Origin of the sequence: Buchnera aphidicola str. Ak (Acyrthosiphon kondoi), assembly GCF_000225445.1 — a bacterium.
Classification (GTDB): domain Bacteria; phylum Pseudomonadota; class Gammaproteobacteria; order Enterobacterales; family Enterobacteriaceae; genus Buchnera; species Buchnera aphidicola_A.
This window is the reverse complement of record NC_017256.1, coordinates 443631-463682: the sequence shown is the minus strand read 5'-3', so window position 1 is coordinate 463682 and position 20052 is coordinate 443631. Positions and strand designations below refer to the sequence as shown.

The window sequence follows — 20052 nt, the reverse complement described above, 5'->3', positions numbered from 1 at the left end:
AAAATATAATGTCTATATTTCACAGTAAAAATATTGATCTATTAAATTCTGAAAAAAAAAACAAGATATTATCTGAATATAATTTACTTATGTCGAATTATTCTGCAGAAGAGCGTATTACTTGGGCATTAAAAAATTTACCGCATACACATATTATGTCATCTAGTTTTGGCATTCAATCAATAGTATTATTACATCTTATTACTAAACAAAAATCTGACATTCCTGTCGTATTAATTGATACAGGTTATTTATTTCCTGAAACATATAATTTTATTGATACATTAACTGATAAGTTTAATTTAAATTTAAAAATTTTTAGATCAAAAATATCTCCAGCATGGCAAGAAGCACGATATGGAAAATTATGGGAAAAGGGGATAAAGGGAATTAATTTTTATAATAATATCAATAAAGTACAGCCAATGAATTGTGCTATACATGAATTATCGGCACAAACATGGTTTGCTGGATTGCGTCATGATCAATCAAAAAGTCGAAATTCATTATCATATCTTTCTATTCAAAAAAAAATATTTAAAATATTACCAATATTAGATTGGTCTAATAATAAAATAAAAAATTACTTACAAGAAAATAATTTAGATATTCATCCTTTATATCAAAATGGATATTCGTCAGTAGGCGATATACATACTACCGTAAAACACATGCCTGGGATGTTAGAAGAAGACACTCGTTTTTTTGGATTAAAACGCGAATGTGGTTTGCATGAAAATTAAATTAAATACTAGTTAAATTGTTAATAAAAAATATTTTTTAAAAAATACTTGTAATTTTTTTTATCTAATTAAAAATAAAAGATTTTTTCTAATTTATAGATAAATATATTTTATATTAACTCTTTTTTTTAATATATAAAATATTAATCATTATTTTTTATATAAAAATTATTTTATAATAATTTTCTTTTCATCTTAGAACAATAAGAAATATTTTTTAGTATTACATCTAATAAATGTTTATATGACATACATATAATTTTTTTAATATTTTATTGAGATAAAAAAATATTTTTTCTATTAATAAATTTTATATTTTTGAAATAAGGTTACTGTGAATTATCTTCCTTTATTTATAGATTTAAAGTGCAAAAATGTTTTAGTTATTGGTGCTGGAGAAGTAGCTTTTAATAAAATCACATTATTACTTCGTGCCGAAGCTATAGTAAATGTTATTGCCAAAGAATTATGTTCAGAAGTAAAATTGCTTTTAGAACAAAAAAAAATAAATTGGCTATCTAAAAAATTCGATTTAATTTATTTAAAGAAAATATTTTTAGTAATTTCTGCTACAAATGATATAAAATTAAATAAATATATATTTAAAAAATGCAATGAACGTTATTTGTTAGTTAATATAGTTGATGATAAATCAAAATGTTCTTTTATTTTTCCTTCTATTATTGATCGTTCTCCTATTGTTGTAGCTATTTCTTCTGGAGGTACTGCTCCTGTATTGTTACGTTTTTTGCGTGAAAAAATTGAAGCAATATTACCTATAAGATTAGGTGATGTTGCCAAAATAGCGGGTGAATGGAGAATAGTAATCAAACAATATTTTTCTAACTTTTTAGAAAGACGTCGATTTTGGGAAAGATTATTTAAGAGTATTTTTGTCGAACATATTCTTAACGGAAGAAAAGAAGAAGCAATTAAGATTTTAAAAAAAAATATGCATAAAAATAATTTGTTGAAAGGTGAAATTATTTTAGTAGGCGCGGGGCCAGGAGATAGTGGTTTATTAACACTACGAGGTTTGCAAATATTACAGCAAGCAGATGTTGTTTTATATGATCATTTAGTTTCTGAGGATGTCTTAGATTTAATTCGTCGTGATGCAAAACGTATATGTGTTGGCAAACGTGCTGGTTTAAAAAATATTACTCAGGATAAAATTATTAAACTATTAATTTTTTTAGCACGAGAAGGGAAAAAAGTAGTACGTTTAAAAGGGGGAGATCCTTTTATTTTTGGACGTGGTGGTGAGGAAATAGAAGCTGCTAAAAATTCGGGTATTAATTTTCAAGTTGTTCCTGGTATTACTTCTGCAATTGGTATTGCAGCCTATACTGGAATACCATTAACGCATCGTCAATATGCACAAGGAGTCATATTTATTACAGGACATAAGTGTATTGACGGTTTTTTAAATAATTGGTCAATTCTATCTGATTCTTCTTATACTTTAGTAGTATACATGGGTACTTATCAAGCTGTGTACATTGCTAAAAAACTTATTAAATTTGGTCGATCAAAATTAACACCAATAGCAATTGTTTCAAAGGGTACGACTGTTCATCAGAAAGTTATTATAGGACATTTAAGTGAAATAGAAAAAATAATGCAAGATTCTATAACTCCATCTTTATTAATCATTGGGAATGTAGTTCGTTTACACAAAAAATTAGCATGGTTTCAAAATGAAAATGTATTAAATAACCTTCATAATACGTTTTCTACAGTAAAATTAATTTAAGGAAAGATCATGTTTAAAAAAAATACATCTCATTTACGACAATTAGAATCAGAAAGTATTTATATTATGAGAGAAGTAATTGCAGAATTTCAAAATCCTGTAATGTTGTATTCTATTGGAAAAGATTCTTCAGTTATGTTGCATTTAGCAAAAAAATCTTTTTATCCTGGATCAATACCATTTCCTTTATTACATATAGATACTGGATGGAAATTTAAAGAAATGTATGTCTTTAGAGATTATATTGCCAGTACTTCAAAAGTAGAATTAATCGTGCATTCTCATTCACAAGGAAAGTTATTAGGTTTAAATCCTTTTGAACATGGAGGTAGTAAATATACTGATGTGATGAAAACAGAGGGATTAAAAGAAGCTATAAATAAATATAATTTTGATGCTGCCTTCGGTGGAGCTAGACGAGATGAAGAAAAATCACGTTCTAAAGAACGTATTTATTCTTTTCGTGATTCATTTCATCAATGGGATCCAAAAAAACAACGTCCTGAATTATGGTGGAACTATAATGGTCAAATTAATAAAGGAGAAAATATTCGCGTTTTTCCACTTTCAAATTGGACTGAATTAGATGTTTGGCAATATATTTTTTTAGAAAAAATTGAAATTGTTCCTCTTTATTTTGCTGCTATGCGTCCAGTATTAGAGAGGAATGGAGTATTAATTATGATCAATGACGACCGTATTAAAGTTCGTTCTGACGAAGTAATAGAAGAAAAAATGATTAGATTTCGTACATTGGGTTGTTGGCCTTTAACTCACGCAGTCGAATCAGAAGCTAAAAATATTGAAGATATAATTAAAGAAACACTAATAGTTAAAACAAGTGAACGAACTGGTCGAGCTATTGATTATGATCAAAAAAGTTCAATGGAATTTAAAAAAAGACAAGGCTATTTTTAAAAAGAGAAATACAAAAAAATGAATATTAATATAAAAGACAATTTTAATGGATGGTTTAATTTACAACAAGAAAAAACTTTATTAAAGTTTTTAACCTGTGGGAGTGTAGATGATGGGAAAAGCACATTAATTGGTCGTTTGTTACATGATACTAAACAAATTTATGATGATCAATTAGTTTCTTTAAAAAGTGATAGTAAACGTCATGGAACACAAGGGAATAAAATAGATCTTGCACTAGTAGTCGATGGACTTCAATCTGAACGTGAGCAAGGAATTACAATCGACGTAGCCTACCGTTATTTTTCTACTAATAAAAGAAAATTTATTATTGCAGATACACCTGGTCATGAACAATACACCCGTAATATGGTGACAGGAGCTTCTACATGCGATTTGTCTATTTTGCTAGTTGATGCAAGAAAAGGATTATCAGAACAAACTTATCGACACAGTTTTATTTCTACTTTACTTGGTATCAAGTATTTAATTGTTGCTATTAATAAAATGGATTTGGTAAACTACAAAGAAGAGATATTTATAAATATCAAGAAAAGTTTTTTGCTCTTTTCCAAAAAACTTCCTAATGATTTAAATATTATTTTTATTCCTATATCTGCATTACTTGGTGAAAATATTGTTTTTAAAAAAAATTTTATGCCTTGGTATCAAGATTTAACATTACTGGAATTTTTAGAAGAAATAGAAATTAAAAACAATACTAGTTCAGAAGAAATTAGATTTCCAGTACAATATATAAATCGTCCCAATTCAGATTTTCGTGGATATTCTGGAATATTACTTTCTGGTACAATTCATGTTGGACAACCTATTAAAATATTGCCTGAGAATATACAGTCTCATGTTGCTCGTATTGTTACTTTTGATAAAGATTTACAAAAAGCAGAAATTGGTCAATCAATTACAATAGTCTTAAAAGATGAAATAGATATTAATCGTGGAGATTTTTTTGTAAATATTGATTCTTTTTTACAACCTTCTCAAGAATGTATTATTGATATTGTTTGGATGACAGATAATGTGTTATTAGTAGAACAATCATATAATATCAAGTTGTCTAGCAAAAAAATACGGGTGTATATAAAAGAAATTTTATTTAAGGTAGATATTAATACTTTAAAAAAAGTAAAAACTAATTCTCTTGGATTAAATAGTATTGGTCGAGTAAAAGTTCTTTTTAGCAAACCTATGATTTTTGATGATTACAGTAAAAATAGAATGACAGGAAATATGATTTTTATTGATCTTTTAACGAATATTACAGTAGGTGCGGGAATGGTTGTAAATAGTTTAGAAAAAAAAGAAAAAACATTCTCTGATAATAAAAAAGATTTTGAATTAGAATTTTATGATTTAATTTCTAGATATTTTCCACATTGGAACATACCAAAAATGTTAATAAAAAAGGTTTCTGATTAAAATGGATAATGATTTTAAAAGCAATATTATTTGGCATCAACATTCAATTACACGTCTGAAACGCGAAAAAAAAAATGGTCATAAATCAATTGCATTATGGTTTACTGGATTGTCAGGTTCAGGAAAATCAACTATTGCTAATTTTTTAGAAAAAATATTATTTAAGAATGGAATCAATAGTTATTTATTAGATGGAGATAATATTAGATCTGGTCTATGTTCTGATTTAGGTTTTAGTAAGATTCATCGTGAAGAAAATATCAGACGTATTGGAGAAGTAGTAAAAATTATGTTAGATGCTGGCATGATAATATTAGTATCAGTTATTTCTCCTTATAGATATCAAAGAGAAATGATTTCTAAAATGTTGGGAAAGAAAAATTTTTTAGAAATATTTATTGATACACCAATAAGTATTTGTGAATCTCGAGATCCTAAAAAATTATATAAAAAAGCTCAAGCTGGAAAAATATCTGACTTTACTGGCATTCAGTCTATATATGAAATCCCAAAAAGACCTGATATGATTTTAAATGGTACAGATTCTCTAGAAAATAACTCGATAAAATTAATAAAAATCTTATGTAAACATAATATAATATCTTATATGAATATTGATTAAGTATATTTAATATAAAAAAATTCTATTTTTATATATATAAAATCAATCATTTAGAGTGAAATATGAAGATATTAAAAATGTTTTTATTGTTTTTATTATGTTGGTTGCAATTTTCTCTTTGGTTGGGGAAAAATGGCATTTTAGATTACATTAAAATATACAAAAAAGTTTTAATACAAAAAAAAAACAATGAATACCTTGACATGCGTAATAATCAAATAACCTTAGAAATAAAAAATTTCAATAATCATATCGATTGTGATAAAAGAAAATGTGATGTTTATATAAATTATTTCAGATAAAAAATTTTTTATAATATTATTTTGGACATAAAATGATCTTGGTTAATTTATTTAAACCAAAAATTATAGCTGTTGTACCTGCTGCTGGAATAGGTAGTAGAATGAAAATAGATTTACCTAAACAATATATGAAAATTCAAAATCGTACTATTCTCGAGCATACTTTAACAACATTATTATTGCATCCTAATATAGTGCGTATCATTGTAAGCTTGAATAAAAAAGATAATTATTTTCATAAATTATCTATATCATCTAATATTCGTATTATTTCAGTGGTTGGTGGTAAAAACAGAATAAATTCAGTTTTATCAGGATTGATAGCGGTAAAAAATGTAGATTGGGTTATAGTTCATGATGCTGTCCGTCCATGTTTAAGTTATAAAGATTTAGAAAAATTAATATCTATTATTAAAAAAAATCCAGTAGGAGCTCTTTTAGCGAGACCTGTATCTGATACTATTAAGTACAGCAATTTGACACAAGAAAAAGCATTATATACTGTAAATAGAAAGAATTTATGGCATGCTTTAACTCCCCAATTATTTCAAATAAATTTACTAAAACACTGTTTAAAAAAAATTATTAAAGATAAAATCAGTATAACAGATGAAGCATCAGCATTAGAATATTGTGGATACAATCCATTGCTCGTTTTAGGAAGTGGCAGAAATATTAAAATTACTTGGCCTGAAGATCTTGTTCTTGCGAACTTATATTTAAAAGATCGGAATTTTTAGATTAAAAAAAAAAGGATATTTTTATGAGAATTGGATATGGTTTTGATCTTCATTCTTTTGGAAGTACAAAACCATTAATAATTGGTGGTGTTTTAATTCCTTATGATCAAGGTCTAGTTGCTCATTCTAATGGTGATTTATTAATACATTCTGTAATAGATGCATTATTAGGCGCTACTGCAATGGGCGATATTGGAACCTTCTTTCCAAGTGATAATAAAATATATAAAAATATTGATAGTAGAATATTATTAAAAAAAATTTGGAAAAAAATTAAATTAATGAATTATGATATATCTAATATAGATATTACAATTATTGCAGAATATCCGCAAATTTCACCTTATGTATTTTTTATGAGATCAAATTTATCATTAGATCTTGATACTCAAATTAATAATATCAGTATTAAATCTACTAGTTCTAAAAAAATAGGATGTATTGGAAGAAGAGAAGGAATCGCTTGTCATGCAATTGTCATGTTAATAAAAAATAAAAAATATATTTAAATAGATAAGATATTTTTTTAATTTTTTAAATATATAAAAATATCATGTAAAAAATTTGTTTTTTGTTAAGTTAATTGGATAAAAGTTAATGAAATTAAAAAATTTTTTATTTAAATTATTATATTTAATATTTTTATTATTTGTTTTTAGTGATTTTGCATTTAGTTTTTCTAATAATAAGAAGTATTATTCGAGTTTTTATTTTAATAAGAAATATATAAAAGATTTTGTATTTTTGAAGAAAAAAGAATGTTTTTCATTTTTAAAATCTAAAAAAATGTTTTCATCAGAAAAAGAAAAGATTATTATTAGTAACGATCATTTTATTGGTTTTTTCCAAAAAAATAGATTTAAAATATTTTATATTGTAAAATCAAAAGACACTCTTTATTCTATTGCTAAGAATTCTGGTTACAATTATTATGAGCTATCTAAATTTAATTCTATTAAAAAACCTTATAAAATATTTATAGGTCAAAAAATATGGATGGGAGATTTTTTGATTAGTACAAATAAACATGATTGTTCTATTATTAATTCAAAAAACAATACTATTCGAAAAGATATCTCTTGTGAATTCATTTTTAAAACACCGCTGAATACCATAAATTTTTTAAAAAACAATATAAAATCGACTAAAATATGTTTTTTTTGTGGCTTACAATTAAAAAAGAATAATAATTTTACAAATTTAAAATCTTATAATTTTTCTAATAATTGGTCTTGGCCTGTAAACAATATAAATATTAAATATTTTTATAATAACAAATTTAGTGATAAAAACATAGAGATTGCTGGTTTTAAAGGACAACCAGTTTTAGCTGCAGCTGCAGGAGAAGTTATTTTTATTACTGATTTATTTAAAAAATACGGTCGATTAATTATTATCAGACACAATAAAAATTATCTTAGTATTTATGCTTTTAATGATTTAGTTTTGGTGAAAGAAAAAGATAAAGTATATAAAAAACAGCAAATTGCTACAATGGGAACTTCATCAGATACTAATCTGGCACGACTTTATTTTGAAATACGTTATTTGGGAAGTTCTATAAATCCATTAAATGTTTTACCTAAAATCAATATACATATCTAATTTTTTTAGATTTTTATGATTTAAATTAAATCGTATATATTTTATCAATCTCAAAACTATAATATTTAATTTTATTTTGTTAAACAATGTGAATATAGAAAATTACATAGTAATAATTTTTATTTTTTTTATAAAACTAAAGTATAAAGTAGGAAAATAGATAGGTATTATATTATTTTTTATTAATATTTAAGCGTATTAGAGACTATTTTAGATTATAAATTTTATCAAAATATTACTAGTAAAATTTCAAATTAACAGATTAGTATTTTAAAAATAATTTATTTATATAAAACTAGATGTCTTTTAAATAAAATAAAAAAATGATATTTTTATTTAAAATTTTCTATTTTTAAAAATTCTTATTAAATAAGAAGCAGGCATGTTTTTAAAATACCTGATTCTTTTTAAGATTTTATTTTTTATATGTAAAACTAGATGCTGATTTAATTTCTTTTAAACCATAGAAAGGTGCATTCTTTTTACCTAAATTTTCTTCAATTCTAATTAATTGATTATACTTTGCAGTTCTATCAGAACGACTCATAGAGCCAGTTTTAATTTGCCCTGATGCAGTTCCTACAGATAAATCTGCTATAGAAGCATCTTCTGTTTCACCTGAACGATGAGAAATAATAACGCTATAGTTTGCTTTTTTTGCTATTTTTATGGCTTCAAGAGTTTCAGTCAATGTACCAATTTGGTTTAGCTTAATTAATATAGAATTTGCAATACCTTTTTCTATTCCCTTTTTTAAAATATTTGCATTCGTAACAAATAAATCGTCTCCTACTAGTTGCATTTTACGACCTAATATTTTTGTTTGATATAGAAATCCTTCCCAATCAGATTCATCTTGTCCGTCTTCAATTGAAACTATAGGATATTTTTTAGATAATTTCTCTAAATAATGGGTAAATTCTTCTGAAGAAAAGTAGATATTTTCACCTTTTAGTTGATATTGTTTTTTATTTTTATCATATAATTCTGATGCAGCACAATCTATTGCTAATCGTATATCTCGTCCTAATTTGTATTTAGTTCGATATATCGCATCTTGAATGATATTCAAAGCTTCTTCATTAGATTTTAAGTTTGGTGCATATCCTCCTTCATCTCCTACTGTCGTGCTCATTCCTTTTTCTTTTAATAATTGACCTAATGCATGAAATATTTCACATCCCATACGAATAGCTTCTTTTATTGTTTTTGCACTAATTGGTTGAATCATAAATTCTTGAATATCAATATTGTTATTAGCATGTTTTCCACCATTAATAATATTAATCATTGGTAGTGGCATAGAAAAAATGCCTGGTGTATTGTTAATTTCTGCAATATGTTGATATAAAGGCATTCCTTTAGACGCAGCAGCTGCTTTTGCTACAGCTAAAGATACGGATAAAATTGCATTTGCACCTAATTTTGATTTATTGATTGTTCCATCTAAATTAATCATAATATGATCAATATCATTTTGGTTTTTAGCATTTTTATTTTTTAATACACTAGATATTTTTTCATTAATTAATGAAACTGCTTTTTTTACCCCTTTCCCCGTAAATCTATTTTTATCTTGATCTCTTAATTCTAAAGCTTCTAAAGAACCTGTAGAAGCACCAGAAGGAGAGGCAGCCATTCCAACGAACCCGCCTTCTAAATGTACTTCAGATTCTACAGTAGGGTTCCCTCGAGAATCTATTATTTCACGAGCTATCACTTTTATAATTTTCGACATATTTAACCTTAATATATTTTTATATAAATTTTTTTTTGTGTTTTCCTGCTGATTTAATAAAATCTATAAACAATGGATGTCCATCACGTGGTGTAGAAGTAAATTCAGGATGAAATTGACAGGCTAAAAACCATGGATGATTAGATAGTTCTATAATTTCTACTATATTATTATTATTATTGGAACGTCCTGTTACCTGTAATCCTGCTTCTTCTATTTTTTTTAAGAGAAGATTATTTACTTCATATCGATGTCTATGTCTTTCTATAATAATTTTTTTATTATATAGTTTCTGAGATAAACTATTTAGTTTTAATTTACAAGGTTGACTACCTAATCTCATAGTACCACCTAAACTAATATTAGTTTCTTTTTTATTATAATCTTTAGATATAGTATTATGCGAGTTTTTTATTAAATCAATAATGGGATATTTACATTGAGGATCAAATTCTGTTGAATTTGCTTCTTTAATTCCCACAACATTTTGTGCAAATTCTATAATTGCTATTTGCATTCCTAAACAAATACCAAAATATGGAATATTATTTTCTCGTGCATATTGTATGGATAATAATTTTCCTGCAATACCGCGGTCGCCAAAACCTCCAGGTATTAAAATACCATTAAGATTTTTTAATATTTTAAAATCTGTTTTTTCTATATCTTGAGAATTAATTAATTGTATATTAACTTTTATTTGATTTTTAAAACCTGCATGTTTAAGAGCTTCCATAACTGATTTATATGCATCAGGTAATTCAACGTATTTTCCAATAATTCCAATTATAATAGTTTTATTAAAATTTTTTTCTGCATCAATTACTTCCTGCCATTCTTTTAAGTTAGCTTCTGGAACATTTAATTTAAAATACTCACAAATATAATTATCTAGTTTTTGATTTTTTAATAATTTTGGTATTTTATATATTGAATTAACATCTTTTAGAGATATAACAGCATTTACTGGTACATTACAAAATAATGCAATTTTTTTTCTTTCATTGAGAGGGACTGTTTTTTCAGAACGACAGATTAGAATATCTGGCTGTATTCCTATTGAAAGTAATTGTTTAACTGAATGTTGAGTAGGTTTTGTTTTTATTTCACCTGCAGTAGCAATATAAGGTACAAGTGTTAAATGTATATATATAACATTTCTACGTCCAATATCAACTGCCATTTGACGAATTGCTTCTAAAAAAGGAAGAGATTCAATATCTCCAACAGTTCCACCTATTTCTACAAGAATAATATTACTGTTTTTTGAACATAAAATAATTCTTTCTTTAATAGCATTAGTAATATGAGGTATTACTTGAATAGTAGCTCCTAAATAATCACCTCTTCTTTCTTTCTTTAAAACTTGAGAATAAACTCCACCTGTAGTAAAATTATTTAAAAATGTCATTTTAGTATGAATAAAACGTTCGTAGTGACCTAGGTCTAAATCTGTTTCAGAACCATCTTCAGTAACAAATACTTCCCCGTGTTGAATGGGACTTATTGTTCCAGGATCCACATTAATATATGGATCTAGTTTGATAATTGTTATTTTTAAGTTTCGTGCTTTTAGTATTGCTCCTAATGAAGCAGCTGCAATACCTTTTCCTAAAGACGAGACTACGCCACCAGTAATAAAAATATAATTTTTAGTCATGCTCTAAATATAAAAATATGAGTTAAAATGAATAAGTGTTTAATTTAAAGTATTTTATTATGATATGTAATTATAAAATATATTTATTAATATAATGATCTTTGTAATAATATATTATCTCTTTTTACTTAATTGTATTTTAGTTTATAATATATCTTTAAGATTATATACTTATACTAATTATTAGTAATGTTTTTTGTTCCAATTTTTTTCAAGTTCCATGTATCGCGTAAGTTAACAGTGCGATTAAATACTAAATGATCTTTTTTAGAGTCTATGTTATCTAGACAAAAATAACCAATTCTTTCAAATTGAAAGAATGATTCTATATCATTATTTTTTTGTATTTTTTGTGCTATTTTTTTTTCTATAAAGCCGTATTTTATGATTAATGATTCTGAATTTATATGAAATAAAAAATTTTTTTGTTGTTCTGGATTTTTTATATTAAATAATGGATTGTATAATCTAAATTCTGCTGGAAACGTATTTTTTTCTGAAATCCAGTGTATGACTGGAGGATTTTTTTTGTTTTTTGGTTTTTTACCTAAAGTATTCAAATAACAAAAACATATTATATTAATAATATTATTATATTGATCTTTTTCTATTTTTTCAGCTTTAATTATATAAGAATATCTTAATCGTATTTTCTCTCCAATTTTTAATCTTTTATATTTTTTATCATATTTTTCTTTAAAATCTGAGCGTTCAATATATAAGGTATTAGTAAAAATAATTTTATGAGTTCCCATTGCAGGATTATTAGGGTGATTTGGAACTATAAATTTTTCTTCATGATTTTGATCTAGATTATATAAAAAAACTTTAATTGGCTCTAAAACAGCCATTGTACGTATAGCAGTCTGATTCAATTCTTTTCGAATACAATGTTCTAGCATAGATAACTCTATTAAATTATTTTGTTTAGTTACACCGATTTTTTGACAAAATAATTTAATAGACGATGGTGTATATCCTTTTCTTCGCAAACCAGATAGTGTAGGTATTCGAGGATCGTTCCATTCTTTTATTATATTTTTATCGATAAGTATTTTTATCTTTCTTTTAGATAGAATTGAAAATTCTAGATTTAGTCGAGAAAATTCATATTGTTTAGGATAGTGTTTAACACTAGTATTTTTTAAAATCCAGTTATATAAACGTTTATTATCTTGAAATTCTAATGTACATAACGAATGAGTAATACCTTCAATTGAATCCGAAAGACAATGCGCAAAATCATACATGGGATATATGCACCATTTTTTTTGAGTTTGATGATGTTCAGTAAAAATAATTCGATATAAAACAGGATCTCGCATAACCATAAAAGAAGATTTCATATCTATTTTAGCACGTAAACATGCTTCTCCTTCAGAAAATTCTCCTTTTTTCATTTTATTGAAAAGTTGTCTATTTTCTTCAATAGTTCTATTTCTATAGGGACTGTTTTTACCAGGAGTATTTAAAGTTCCTCTATATTCACGTATTTGTTCTTTTGTTAATTGATCTACATAAGCTAAACCTTTTTCAATTAGTTCTTGTGCATATTGATATAGTTTTAAAAAATATTCAGAAGAATAACGAATATTACCATACCATTTATAACCTAACCAATGAATATCATATTTGATAGAATTAATATATTTGATGTTTTCTTTCATTGGATTTGTATCATCAAATCGAAGATTACATCGTCCCTTATATATATTTGCGAGTTCAAAATTTAAACATATTGATTTTGCATGACCAATATGAAGATATCCATTTGGCTCAGGTGGAAAACGAGTGTAAAAAGATAGATCTTTATTTTTATTAAAATCTTCATTAATAATTTGATAAATAAAATTATTATTTTTTATTTTAGTGTTCATTATATTCCTAATATTAATTTTTTAATTAAAATAATTTTTGTTGATTATTCAATTTATATATTATAAAATATATTTTTATTATATAAAAATATTTTTATTAGGCTACGTAGCTCAGTCGGTTAGAGCACAGCACTCATAACGCTGGGGTCATGGGTTCGATTCCCGTCGTAGCTACCATCTTATATTATATTATAGCGGGAGTGGCGAAATTGGTAGACGCACCAGATTTAGGTTCTGGCGCCGAAAGGTATGCGAGTTCAAATCTCGCCTCCCGTATATTACTGTTATACTGATATACTAGAAAATTAAAATACTTGCAATGTAATCTTCAAAAAATTACACAAAAAAAATTTTTATATATTATAAGAATGGGGTATAGCCAAGCGGTTAAGGCACCGGTTTTTGATACCGGCATCCCTGGTTCGAATCCAGGTACCCCAGCCACTCTAAAAAACTATCTTTTTATTTTGATTTCTCAATGAAAATAATTTTATATGAAATAAAAGAATAAAAATCTTTTATTTTAAAACTATTAATTTTATATAATATTATATTAGATAATAATTAAACTGGATCAAACATCTACTATTTTTCTATTTTAGAATTTTTATTTAAAATAAAATAATTTTTTTTATATGATTAATTTAAACAAACTAAAAAAAAAAGCAGCATGGGCAGCGTTAGATTATATCTATCCCGGTACTATTATTGGGGTAGGAACTGGTACAACAATTGTTTATTTTATTGAAGCTTTAAGTACAATAAAAAATTTAATATATGGAGCAGTATCTAGTTCTAATTCTTCTACTCTATTATTAAAAAAACAAGGCATAGAAGTATTTAACTTAAAAAGTTTTAGTTCAATTGCTATTTATGTCGATAGTGCCGATGAAATAAATCATCGTATGGAGATGATTAAAGGTGGAGGAGGAGCTTTAACCAGAGAAAAGATTATTGCAACAATGGCAAAAAAATTTGTTTGTATTATTGATAAATCAAAAAAAGTAGATATTCTTGGAAAATTTCCATTACCTATTGAAATTATCCCGATGGCTCTTTCTTATATTTTCCAGGAAATGATAAAAATTGGAGGGATACCAAAATATCGAAAAAATGTTATCACAGATAATGGTAACATCATTATAGATGTATATAATTTATCTATTACAGATCCTGTATCAATGGAAAAAAAAATTAATTCATTACCGGGAGTAGTTACAGTAGGTTTATTTGCTGCTAGAAGTGCTGATGTTGTTTTAATTGGAACGCAAAAAGGAATAAAAACCATTAAAAAAGAAAAATAAATTAATAAGTTTTTTTAAGATATAGTTATTATAAAAAATTAAAATAGTCAAGATATATCATTTTGTTAAATCGCCAAATTTTATTTGTAATGCAGTAATAGCAGCAAGAGCGGCTGTTTCTGTTCTTAAAATTCTAGGTCCTAATCTGATCGAAATAAATCCATATTGAATAATTTTTTTAATCTCATGGTTTGAAAAACCTTTTTCAGAACCAATAATGATTCTAATATTTTTTATAGATTTTTTTAAATTATTAATTGTTAATATAGATTGAGGATGAAAAATAATTTTTACATCATTTTTTTCATTTTCTTGACACCATGAAAAAATATTTTTAGGAGTATTAATTTTTGGAATAACATTACGATGGCACTGTTGACATGCAGAAATTGCTATTTTTTCCCAACGTGTTATTTTATTAAATATGCTTATTTTTTTTTTTTCAAAATAACTATTATTAAAAAATAATGGCGTAATAATATTAACACCGATTTCAATTGATTTTTGAATAGTAAAATCCATTTTTTCATTTTTAGAAATAACTTGTCCTAAATGAATATGCAGTGGAGATTCAATATTCTTTAGTTGTTTATTAAAAGTTCTAATTTCAATTTTTTTCTTAGAAATACATGTTATTTCAGCAAAAAAAATATAGTTAGTATTGTTGAATACCTCTAATACATCTCGTATTTTCATTCTCAAAACATCTTTAATATAATGTGCATTCTCTTTTGATAAAAAATAAATTGTATTAAGATTTAACTTATCTTTGATATATATACGTGGAATATTCTTATTCATATTTCTTCTTTTTTATTTTTTATAACATTTTTTATAAATATAATTATTGTGATTACCTTGTATTTTAAATATTTTTTTCTCTCTTTCACATTCCCATTTTGTTACAGGAAAATTTTTATCCCATATTTTAAATATTTTTTTTTCTTTTTTGGATAAAATAATATTATATTTTTTGCTCATGTAAAAATAAGTTCTAGCTACAGCGCCTCGAGCTCTTTCAGGTGGTTCCGCTATCTTTTTTTGAAAGTCTATTTTCATATGACATCTTCCATACTGTGAAATTTTATTATTTAATTGACCATACATAAAATTAGAACGATCTGCATTTATTTCTCCAATAGCGGGTTGTAAATTATGAAGATCAGATTCAATATATTGATATTTTTTGTCTAAAATACATTTTTTCCGACCTCCTTTTTTCCAGCATTTTTTTTGATGTCCGAATTGCCATGCTGGAACAACATGTTCCCATTCAATTCTTGTTGCGCGATTTTTATTTTTTCGTATTTTATATCCACAAGAATATAGATTAGGAACTCCTTTTTTTTGTTGCCAAATAATTTTACATCCACAGTAAAAAGAACCTGGTACATTTTGATGAATTTTAATGGACACAAGTTTTGCTTGATAGAAATTTTTTATAGTATTTTTTTTGACATGATTTTTTTTATGAAAAGATAAAAAAAAAACATACTAATTATAATAACAAATATTTTTTTTATCATTTTTATTTTTTCTGTTTTCAAAAGATAATATTTATAATATGTTTATTTAAAAATATAAAAACATATCGTTAGTTTTTCTTTTTTTAAAAATATACTATATTTTATATTTTAACAATACATATCTAGTTATAATTTTTTATTTTAAAAAATATTATAATAAAGTAATATTTCATTATAAATTTAAAATAATACACATTTTAATATATCTTATATTTAATTTTTGTATACTGAAAAATTTTAAATTTCTTAAAAATATAGAGATAAAATGTTTTTAAAATAAGGTAGATAAAATATGACTGAATATCTTTTTACATCTGAATCAGTTTCAGAAGGTCATCCAGATAAGATTGCTGATCAAATTTCTGATGCTTTGCTTGATGAAATACTTAAACAAGACGTCAAAGCACGTGTTGCCTGCGAAACTTATGTTAAAACAGGGATGGTTTTAATTGGCGGAGAAATTACAACAACTGCATGGGTAGATGTTGAAGAAATTACTCGAAATACTATTAAGAATATTGGTTATATTGATTCCGATACAGGATTTGATGCTAATTCTTGTGCGGTTTTAAGTGCGATTGGCAAACAATCACCAGACATAAATCAAGGTGTCGATCGTCTTGATCCTTTACAACAAGGAGCTGGAGATCAAGGGATTATATTTGGTTATGCTACTAATGAAACTGAATTTTTAATGCCAGCACCGATTACTTATGCTCATCTTTTGATGAAAAAACAATCTGAATTAAGAAAAAAAAACATTTTGCCTTGGCTAAGACCTGATGCTAAAAGTCAAGTTACATTTAAATATAATAATGGGAATGTAATCGGAATAGATACTGTGGTTTTTTCTACACAACATCAAGAAAACATTGATCAAAAAATTTTAAAAGAAGCAGTAATGGAGGAAATTATTAAACCAGTGTTACCGAATAAATGGTTAACAAAGAAAACAAAGTTTTTTGTCAATCCCACGGGTAGATTTGTTATAGGTGGTCCTATGGGTGATTGTGGTTTAACAGGTCGTAAAATTATTGTTGATACTTATGGTGGTATGTCTAGACATGGTGGTGGTGCTTTTTCTGGAAAAGACCCTTCAAAAGTAGATCGTTCTGCAGCATATGCAGCTAGATACGTAGCTAAAAATATTGTCGCTGCTGGTTGGTCTGATCGTTGTGAGATTCAACTTTCATATGCTATTGGAATATCAGAACCAATTTCCATTATGATAGATACTTTTGGAACAGGAAAAATAAGCAATAGTTCTTTGATTTCTTTAGTACGTAACGTTTTTGATTTACGTCCATATGGATTAATCAAGATGCTCGATCTTCTTCGTCCTATTTACTTAAAAACCGCTGTTTATGGGCATTTTGGAAGAGATGAATTTCCATGGGAAAAAATTGATAAAGTAAATGAATTGTTGCAATAGAATTTTTAATAAATTTCATCTTTTAAAGATGAGATGTTTTAAAAATATTTTTTATAAAATAGAAAAGTATATTTAGCATGAAAGAATATATTAGTTTTTTTTATGTGTTTCCCATGTTCAATAGCATGGGAGAATTATTTTTTTTTTATATATTCTTCAAAAGATAAAAAATCTTCTTTTTCGATTTGTATTTGTTTTTGATGAGAGCGTATAGTTTCTTTTTCTAAAATACTTTTGTTTAAATTTAATTTATTTTTTCTTATAAATTCTTTATGATATTGACGAGCTAAACATAAACCTGTTTTTTTTATACCTGTTTTAGTTAAAAAATTTAAGCATTGAGCAGAATAAGTTAATTCTGGATTATGAAAAAATAATTTTATTTCTTCACATACTGTTTGATATAAAAAATTTTTTGAATTACCATCAAGTACTAATGCTATTTCATTTAAATCTTTAAATATAATGTCACTTATTTCAATTAATGTTTTTGTTTCATATTTATTATTAATATAAATTTTTTGATTGGGTTTCCTTCCTTCATAAATTATTTTTTCCCAATTTTTAGTAATTAATAAAAAATCTGTTTTATCAACTTTAGGTGATTCGATTAAAGCACACCAAATTAAAAATAAATCTAATAAAAGTATTTGATTTTTACTTATACCTATAGGTGAAAATGGATTAATATCTAAAGAACGTATTTCAATGTATTCAATACCTCTATTTTTTAAAGCTTCTACGAGTGATTCACCATTTTTTGTTGTTCTTTTAGGTCTAATTTGAGTATAAAGTTCATTTTCTATTTGTAAAATATTAGTATTTAATTGCTTAAAATTACCATCTATATCTCTTAACCCTATATTTATAAATTTTTTTGATGGTGTTTCTAAAGCGTTTTTCAACGATTCTATATATTGATGGAAATCATTAAACATGATATTTAGATCTAAAATTTTAGTATTAGTATATCCAATATCACTTAGTCTTAATGAAGTAGACCATGGTAAATAAAATATGTCTTCTTTATTTTTTTTAAATTTATATTTTGTTTTTGTTTTTTTTAAAAAATTTGGTGATATTGCAGGTGATGATCCAAATAGATAAGGAATAATCCAACCAAATCTATAGTAATTTCTAATTAAATTTAAATATCCTGCAGAAATATAATCAGAATTATTCTCTTTTTTTTTATTTTCTGTCCAATTTTTCCAAAAAAATGTAGGTAATGAAAAGTTATAATGTACTCCTGAAATAGTATTTATAAGATCACCATAGCGATTCTTTAGTCCTATTCTATAAGTGGTTTTCATTTTCCCAAGATTAGAGCTTCCATATTGAGCGATTTGAATATGTGTTTTATCATTAGAAAAATAAGGCATACTAAAAGGCCACATATATTCATTTTTGATTTTTGATGCTGTAAAAGAATGCAAATCTGTTAAAAATGACAATAAATAATCTATATTATCACTAGTTGGTGTAATAAATTCTAATAAATTTTCTGAAAAATCAGTAGTGATCCATCTGTGAGTTAAGGCTGATCCAATTAAATATGGATGTGTTTTTTTAGAGAAATTTCCATTTTTTTGAATTCTTAAAGTTTCACGTTCAATTCCTCGAAAAATACCTTTTAACATTTTTGGATTTGCTTTTAACCAAGCAATTTTTTTCGAGATATCTTGTATCAATGTTGTTTCCTAATCTAAAATATTAAAATATTTCTGAAAAAATATTTTATATGTATTATTTTTATAAATACTGTTTTAGTATTTTTTAAGAGATTGCTTTGTATTTTTTATTTCTTGCATCCGGAAGGATTCGAACCTCCGACCGCTCGGTTCGTAGCCGAGTACTCTATCCAACTGAGCTACGGATGCAGTTAAAAAATTAAATAATGACGGTGAGAGAGGGATTCGAACCCTCGATGCAGATTTTTCTGCATACTCCCTTAGCAGGGGAGCGCCTTCAGCCTCTCGGCCATCTCACCTGATTATAAAAATTTTTTTAATTTTTATTGATTTTATTTTACTTTTTTTTTTATATAAGTCAATCATATTTTTTATATTAGGAACATCTATTGTACGTGTTTTAAAATTACGTATAAAAACTACATCTTACTTAAGAATAGTAAGATGCAGTATTGATTAGTAATTTTTGTGTTGTTTTTTCTCAGCTTGAATACGTTGATATATTTCTTCACGATGTACCGAAACTTCTTTAGGGGCATTTACACCAATACGAACTTGGTTACCTTTAACTCCTAGTACTGTTACAGTTATCTCATCGCCAATTATTAACGTTTCGCCGACTCGACGAGTTAGAATAAGCATTCTTTGTTCCTTGAAAGATTAAAAGAGTTCAGTCTCTCTATTTCCTGGCGTCATGA

General features: G+C 25.5%; 18 protein-coding genes and 5 tRNA genes. 14 read left to right on the top strand and 9 right to left on the bottom strand.

Going from position 1 to position 20052, the window contains the following annotated elements; all coding sequences use genetic code 11:
- The first annotated feature begins 8 nt into the window (after positions 1–8).
- The 9 genes from BAKON_RS02170 (at position 9) to BAKON_RS02130 (ending at position 8126) form a co-directional block, all read left to right on the top strand.
- Entirely contained in the window at positions 9–743 is a 735-nt protein-coding gene (locus tag BAKON_RS02170) for a phosphoadenylyl-sulfate reductase (RefSeq protein WP_014499564.1), read from the top strand.
- A gap of 334 nt (positions 744–1077) precedes the next feature.
- The gene (cysG, locus tag BAKON_RS02165; RefSeq protein ID WP_014499563.1) at positions 1078–2499 is read left to right on the top strand and encodes a siroheme synthase CysG; all 1422 of its coding nucleotides are present in this window, start codon (positions 1078–1080) and stop codon (positions 2497–2499) included.
- 9 nt (positions 2500–2508) lie between these two features.
- On the top strand, positions 2509–3417 hold the full coding sequence (gene cysD / locus BAKON_RS02160; protein ID WP_014499562.1) for a sulfate adenylyltransferase subunit CysD: 909 nt from the start codon (positions 2509–2511) through the stop codon (positions 3415–3417).
- A gap of 18 nt (positions 3418–3435) precedes the next feature.
- Positions 3436–4857 (top strand): sulfate adenylyltransferase subunit CysN, encoded by a 1422-nt coding sequence (gene cysN / locus BAKON_RS02155; protein ID WP_014499561.1) that lies wholly within the window; start codon positions 3436–3438, stop codon positions 4855–4857.
- Between the two features lies 1 nt (position 4858).
- Complete coding sequence (cysC, locus tag BAKON_RS02150; RefSeq protein ID WP_014499560.1) at positions 4859–5479, top strand: adenylyl-sulfate kinase; 621 nt, start codon at positions 4859–4861, stop codon at positions 5477–5479.
- A 62-nt stretch (positions 5480–5541) separates the two neighbouring features.
- On the top strand, positions 5542–5781 hold the full coding sequence (locus tag BAKON_RS02145; protein WP_014499559.1) for a septum formation initiator family protein: 240 nt from the start codon (positions 5542–5544) through the stop codon (positions 5779–5781).
- Positions 5782–5813: 32 nt separating this feature from the next.
- The gene (gene ispD / locus BAKON_RS02140; RefSeq protein ID WP_014499558.1) at positions 5814–6521 is read left to right on the top strand and encodes a 2-C-methyl-D-erythritol 4-phosphate cytidylyltransferase; all 708 of its coding nucleotides are present in this window, start codon (positions 5814–5816) and stop codon (positions 6519–6521) included.
- 23 nt (positions 6522–6544) lie between these two features.
- Positions 6545–7030, top strand: coding sequence for a 2-C-methyl-D-erythritol 2,4-cyclodiphosphate synthase (ispF, locus tag BAKON_RS02135; protein WP_014499557.1), 486 nt, complete (start codon positions 6545–6547; stop codon positions 7028–7030).
- Positions 7031–7265: 235 nt separating this feature from the next.
- Positions 7266–8126, top strand: a complete 861-nt coding sequence (locus BAKON_RS02130; protein ID WP_226989522.1) for a peptidoglycan DD-metalloendopeptidase family protein — start codon at positions 7266–7268, stop codon at positions 8124–8126.
- 415 nt (positions 8127–8541) lie between these two features.
- On the opposite strand, the gene eno is transcribed toward BAKON_RS02130, so the two are convergent.
- The 3 genes from eno to glnS form a co-directional block, all read right to left on the bottom strand.
- On the bottom strand, positions 8542–9864 hold the full coding sequence (eno, locus tag BAKON_RS02125) for a phosphopyruvate hydratase (RefSeq protein ID WP_014499555.1): 1323 nt from the start codon (positions 9862–9864) through the stop codon (positions 8542–8544).
- A 19-nt stretch (positions 9865–9883) separates the two neighbouring features.
- A complete protein-coding gene (locus tag BAKON_RS02120) occupies positions 9884–11524 on the bottom strand; it encodes a CTP synthase (protein WP_014499554.1) in 1641 nt (546 codons plus the stop codon).
- A gap of 176 nt (positions 11525–11700) precedes the next feature.
- On the bottom strand, positions 11701–13401 hold the full coding sequence (gene glnS, locus BAKON_RS02115; RefSeq protein WP_014499553.1) for a glutamine--tRNA ligase: 1701 nt from the start codon (positions 13399–13401) through the stop codon (positions 11701–11703).
- A 100-nt stretch (positions 13402–13501) separates the two neighbouring features.
- On the opposite strand from glnS, the gene BAKON_RS02110 reads away from it, so the two are divergent.
- From BAKON_RS02110 to rpiA, 4 genes are all read left to right on the top strand, one after another.
- Positions 13502–13578, top strand: a tRNA-Met gene (locus BAKON_RS02110).
- Between the two features lie 17 nt (positions 13579–13595).
- A tRNA-Leu gene (locus tag BAKON_RS02105) sits at positions 13596–13677 on the top strand.
- Between the two features lie 93 nt (positions 13678–13770).
- Positions 13771–13845, top strand: a tRNA-Gln gene (locus tag BAKON_RS02100).
- Between the two features lie 191 nt (positions 13846–14036).
- Positions 14037–14705: a ribose-5-phosphate isomerase RpiA gene (gene rpiA / locus BAKON_RS02095; RefSeq protein WP_014499552.1), complete on the top strand. Its 669-nt coding sequence runs from the start codon at positions 14037–14039 to the stop codon at positions 14703–14705.
- Positions 14706–14762: 57 nt separating this feature from the next.
- Here the strand turns inward: rpiA and BAKON_RS02090 are convergent, their stop codons facing one another.
- Both BAKON_RS02090 and BAKON_RS02085 read right to left on the bottom strand, forming a co-directional pair.
- The gene (locus tag BAKON_RS02090) at positions 14763–15506 is read right to left on the bottom strand and encodes a 16S rRNA (uracil(1498)-N(3))-methyltransferase (protein WP_014499551.1); all 744 of its coding nucleotides are present in this window, start codon (positions 15504–15506) and stop codon (positions 14763–14765) included.
- 12 nt (positions 15507–15518) lie between these two features.
- Positions 15519–16148 carry an endonuclease gene (locus BAKON_RS02085; protein WP_079172772.1) on the bottom strand — a complete coding sequence of 210 codons (630 nt, stop codon included), beginning with the start codon at positions 16146–16148 and terminating at the stop codon, positions 15519–15521.
- Positions 16149–16523: 375 nt separating this feature from the next.
- Here BAKON_RS02085 and metK point away from each other — a divergent pair, with 375 nt between their 5' ends.
- Positions 16524–17663: a methionine adenosyltransferase gene (gene metK, locus BAKON_RS02080; RefSeq protein ID WP_014499550.1), complete on the top strand. Its 1140-nt coding sequence runs from the start codon at positions 16524–16526 to the stop codon at positions 17661–17663.
- A gap of 134 nt (positions 17664–17797) precedes the next feature.
- On the opposite strand, the gene gshA is transcribed toward metK, so the two are convergent.
- From gshA to csrA, 4 genes are all read right to left on the bottom strand, one after another.
- Complete coding sequence (gene gshA, locus BAKON_RS02075) at positions 17798–19354, bottom strand: glutamate--cysteine ligase (RefSeq protein WP_014499549.1); 1557 nt, start codon at positions 19352–19354, stop codon at positions 17798–17800.
- Between the two features lie 115 nt (positions 19355–19469).
- Positions 19470–19543: transfer RNA gene (locus BAKON_RS02070), tRNA-Arg, on the bottom strand.
- A gap of 21 nt (positions 19544–19564) precedes the next feature.
- Positions 19565–19653, bottom strand: a tRNA-Ser gene (locus tag BAKON_RS02065).
- Between the two features lie 157 nt (positions 19654–19810).
- Positions 19811–19996: a carbon storage regulator CsrA gene (csrA, locus tag BAKON_RS02060; protein ID WP_014499548.1), complete on the bottom strand. Its 186-nt coding sequence runs from the start codon at positions 19994–19996 to the stop codon at positions 19811–19813.
- Positions 19997–20052 lie beyond the last annotated feature (56 nt).

Excerpts from the sequence above, each read along its gene's own strand:
- BAKON_RS02170 (WP_014499564.1), top strand. The coding sequence starts at position 9 with ATGTCTATATTTCACAGTAAAAATATTGATCTATTAAATTCTGAAAAA.
- cysD (WP_014499562.1), top strand. The coding sequence starts at position 2,509 with ATGTTTAAAAAAAATACATCTCATTTACGACAATTAGAATCAGAAAGT.
- cysN (WP_014499561.1), top strand. The coding sequence starts at position 3,436 with ATGAATATTAATATAAAAGACAATTTTAATGGATGGTTTAATTTACAA.
- cysC (WP_014499560.1), top strand. The coding sequence starts at position 4,859 with ATGGATAATGATTTTAAAAGCAATATTATTTGGCATCAACATTCAATT.
- BAKON_RS02145 (WP_014499559.1), top strand. The coding sequence starts at position 5,542 with ATGAAGATATTAAAAATGTTTTTATTGTTTTTATTATGTTGGTTGCAA.
- ispD (WP_014499558.1), top strand. The coding sequence starts at position 5,814 with ATGATCTTGGTTAATTTATTTAAACCAAAAATTATAGCTGTTGTACCT.
- ispF (WP_014499557.1), top strand. The coding sequence starts at position 6,545 with ATGAGAATTGGATATGGTTTTGATCTTCATTCTTTTGGAAGTACAAAA.
- eno (WP_014499555.1), bottom strand. The coding sequence starts at position 9,864 with ATGTCGAAAATTATAAAAGTGATAGCTCGTGAAATAATAGATTCTCGA.
- BAKON_RS02120 (WP_014499554.1), bottom strand. The coding sequence starts at position 11,524 with ATGACTAAAAATTATATTTTTATTACTGGTGGCGTAGTCTCGTCTTTA.
- glnS (WP_014499553.1), bottom strand. The coding sequence starts at position 13,401 with ATGAACACTAAAATAAAAAATAATAATTTTATTTATCAAATTATTAAT.
- rpiA (WP_014499552.1), top strand. The coding sequence starts at position 14,037 with ATGATTAATTTAAACAAACTAAAAAAAAAAGCAGCATGGGCAGCGTTA.
- BAKON_RS02090 (WP_014499551.1), bottom strand. The coding sequence starts at position 15,506 with ATGAATAAGAATATTCCACGTATATATATCAAAGATAAGTTAAATCTT.
- metK (WP_014499550.1), top strand. The coding sequence starts at position 16,524 with ATGACTGAATATCTTTTTACATCTGAATCAGTTTCAGAAGGTCATCCA.
- csrA (WP_014499548.1), bottom strand. The coding sequence starts at position 19,996 with ATGCTTATTCTAACTCGTCGAGTCGGCGAAACGTTAATAATTGGCGAT.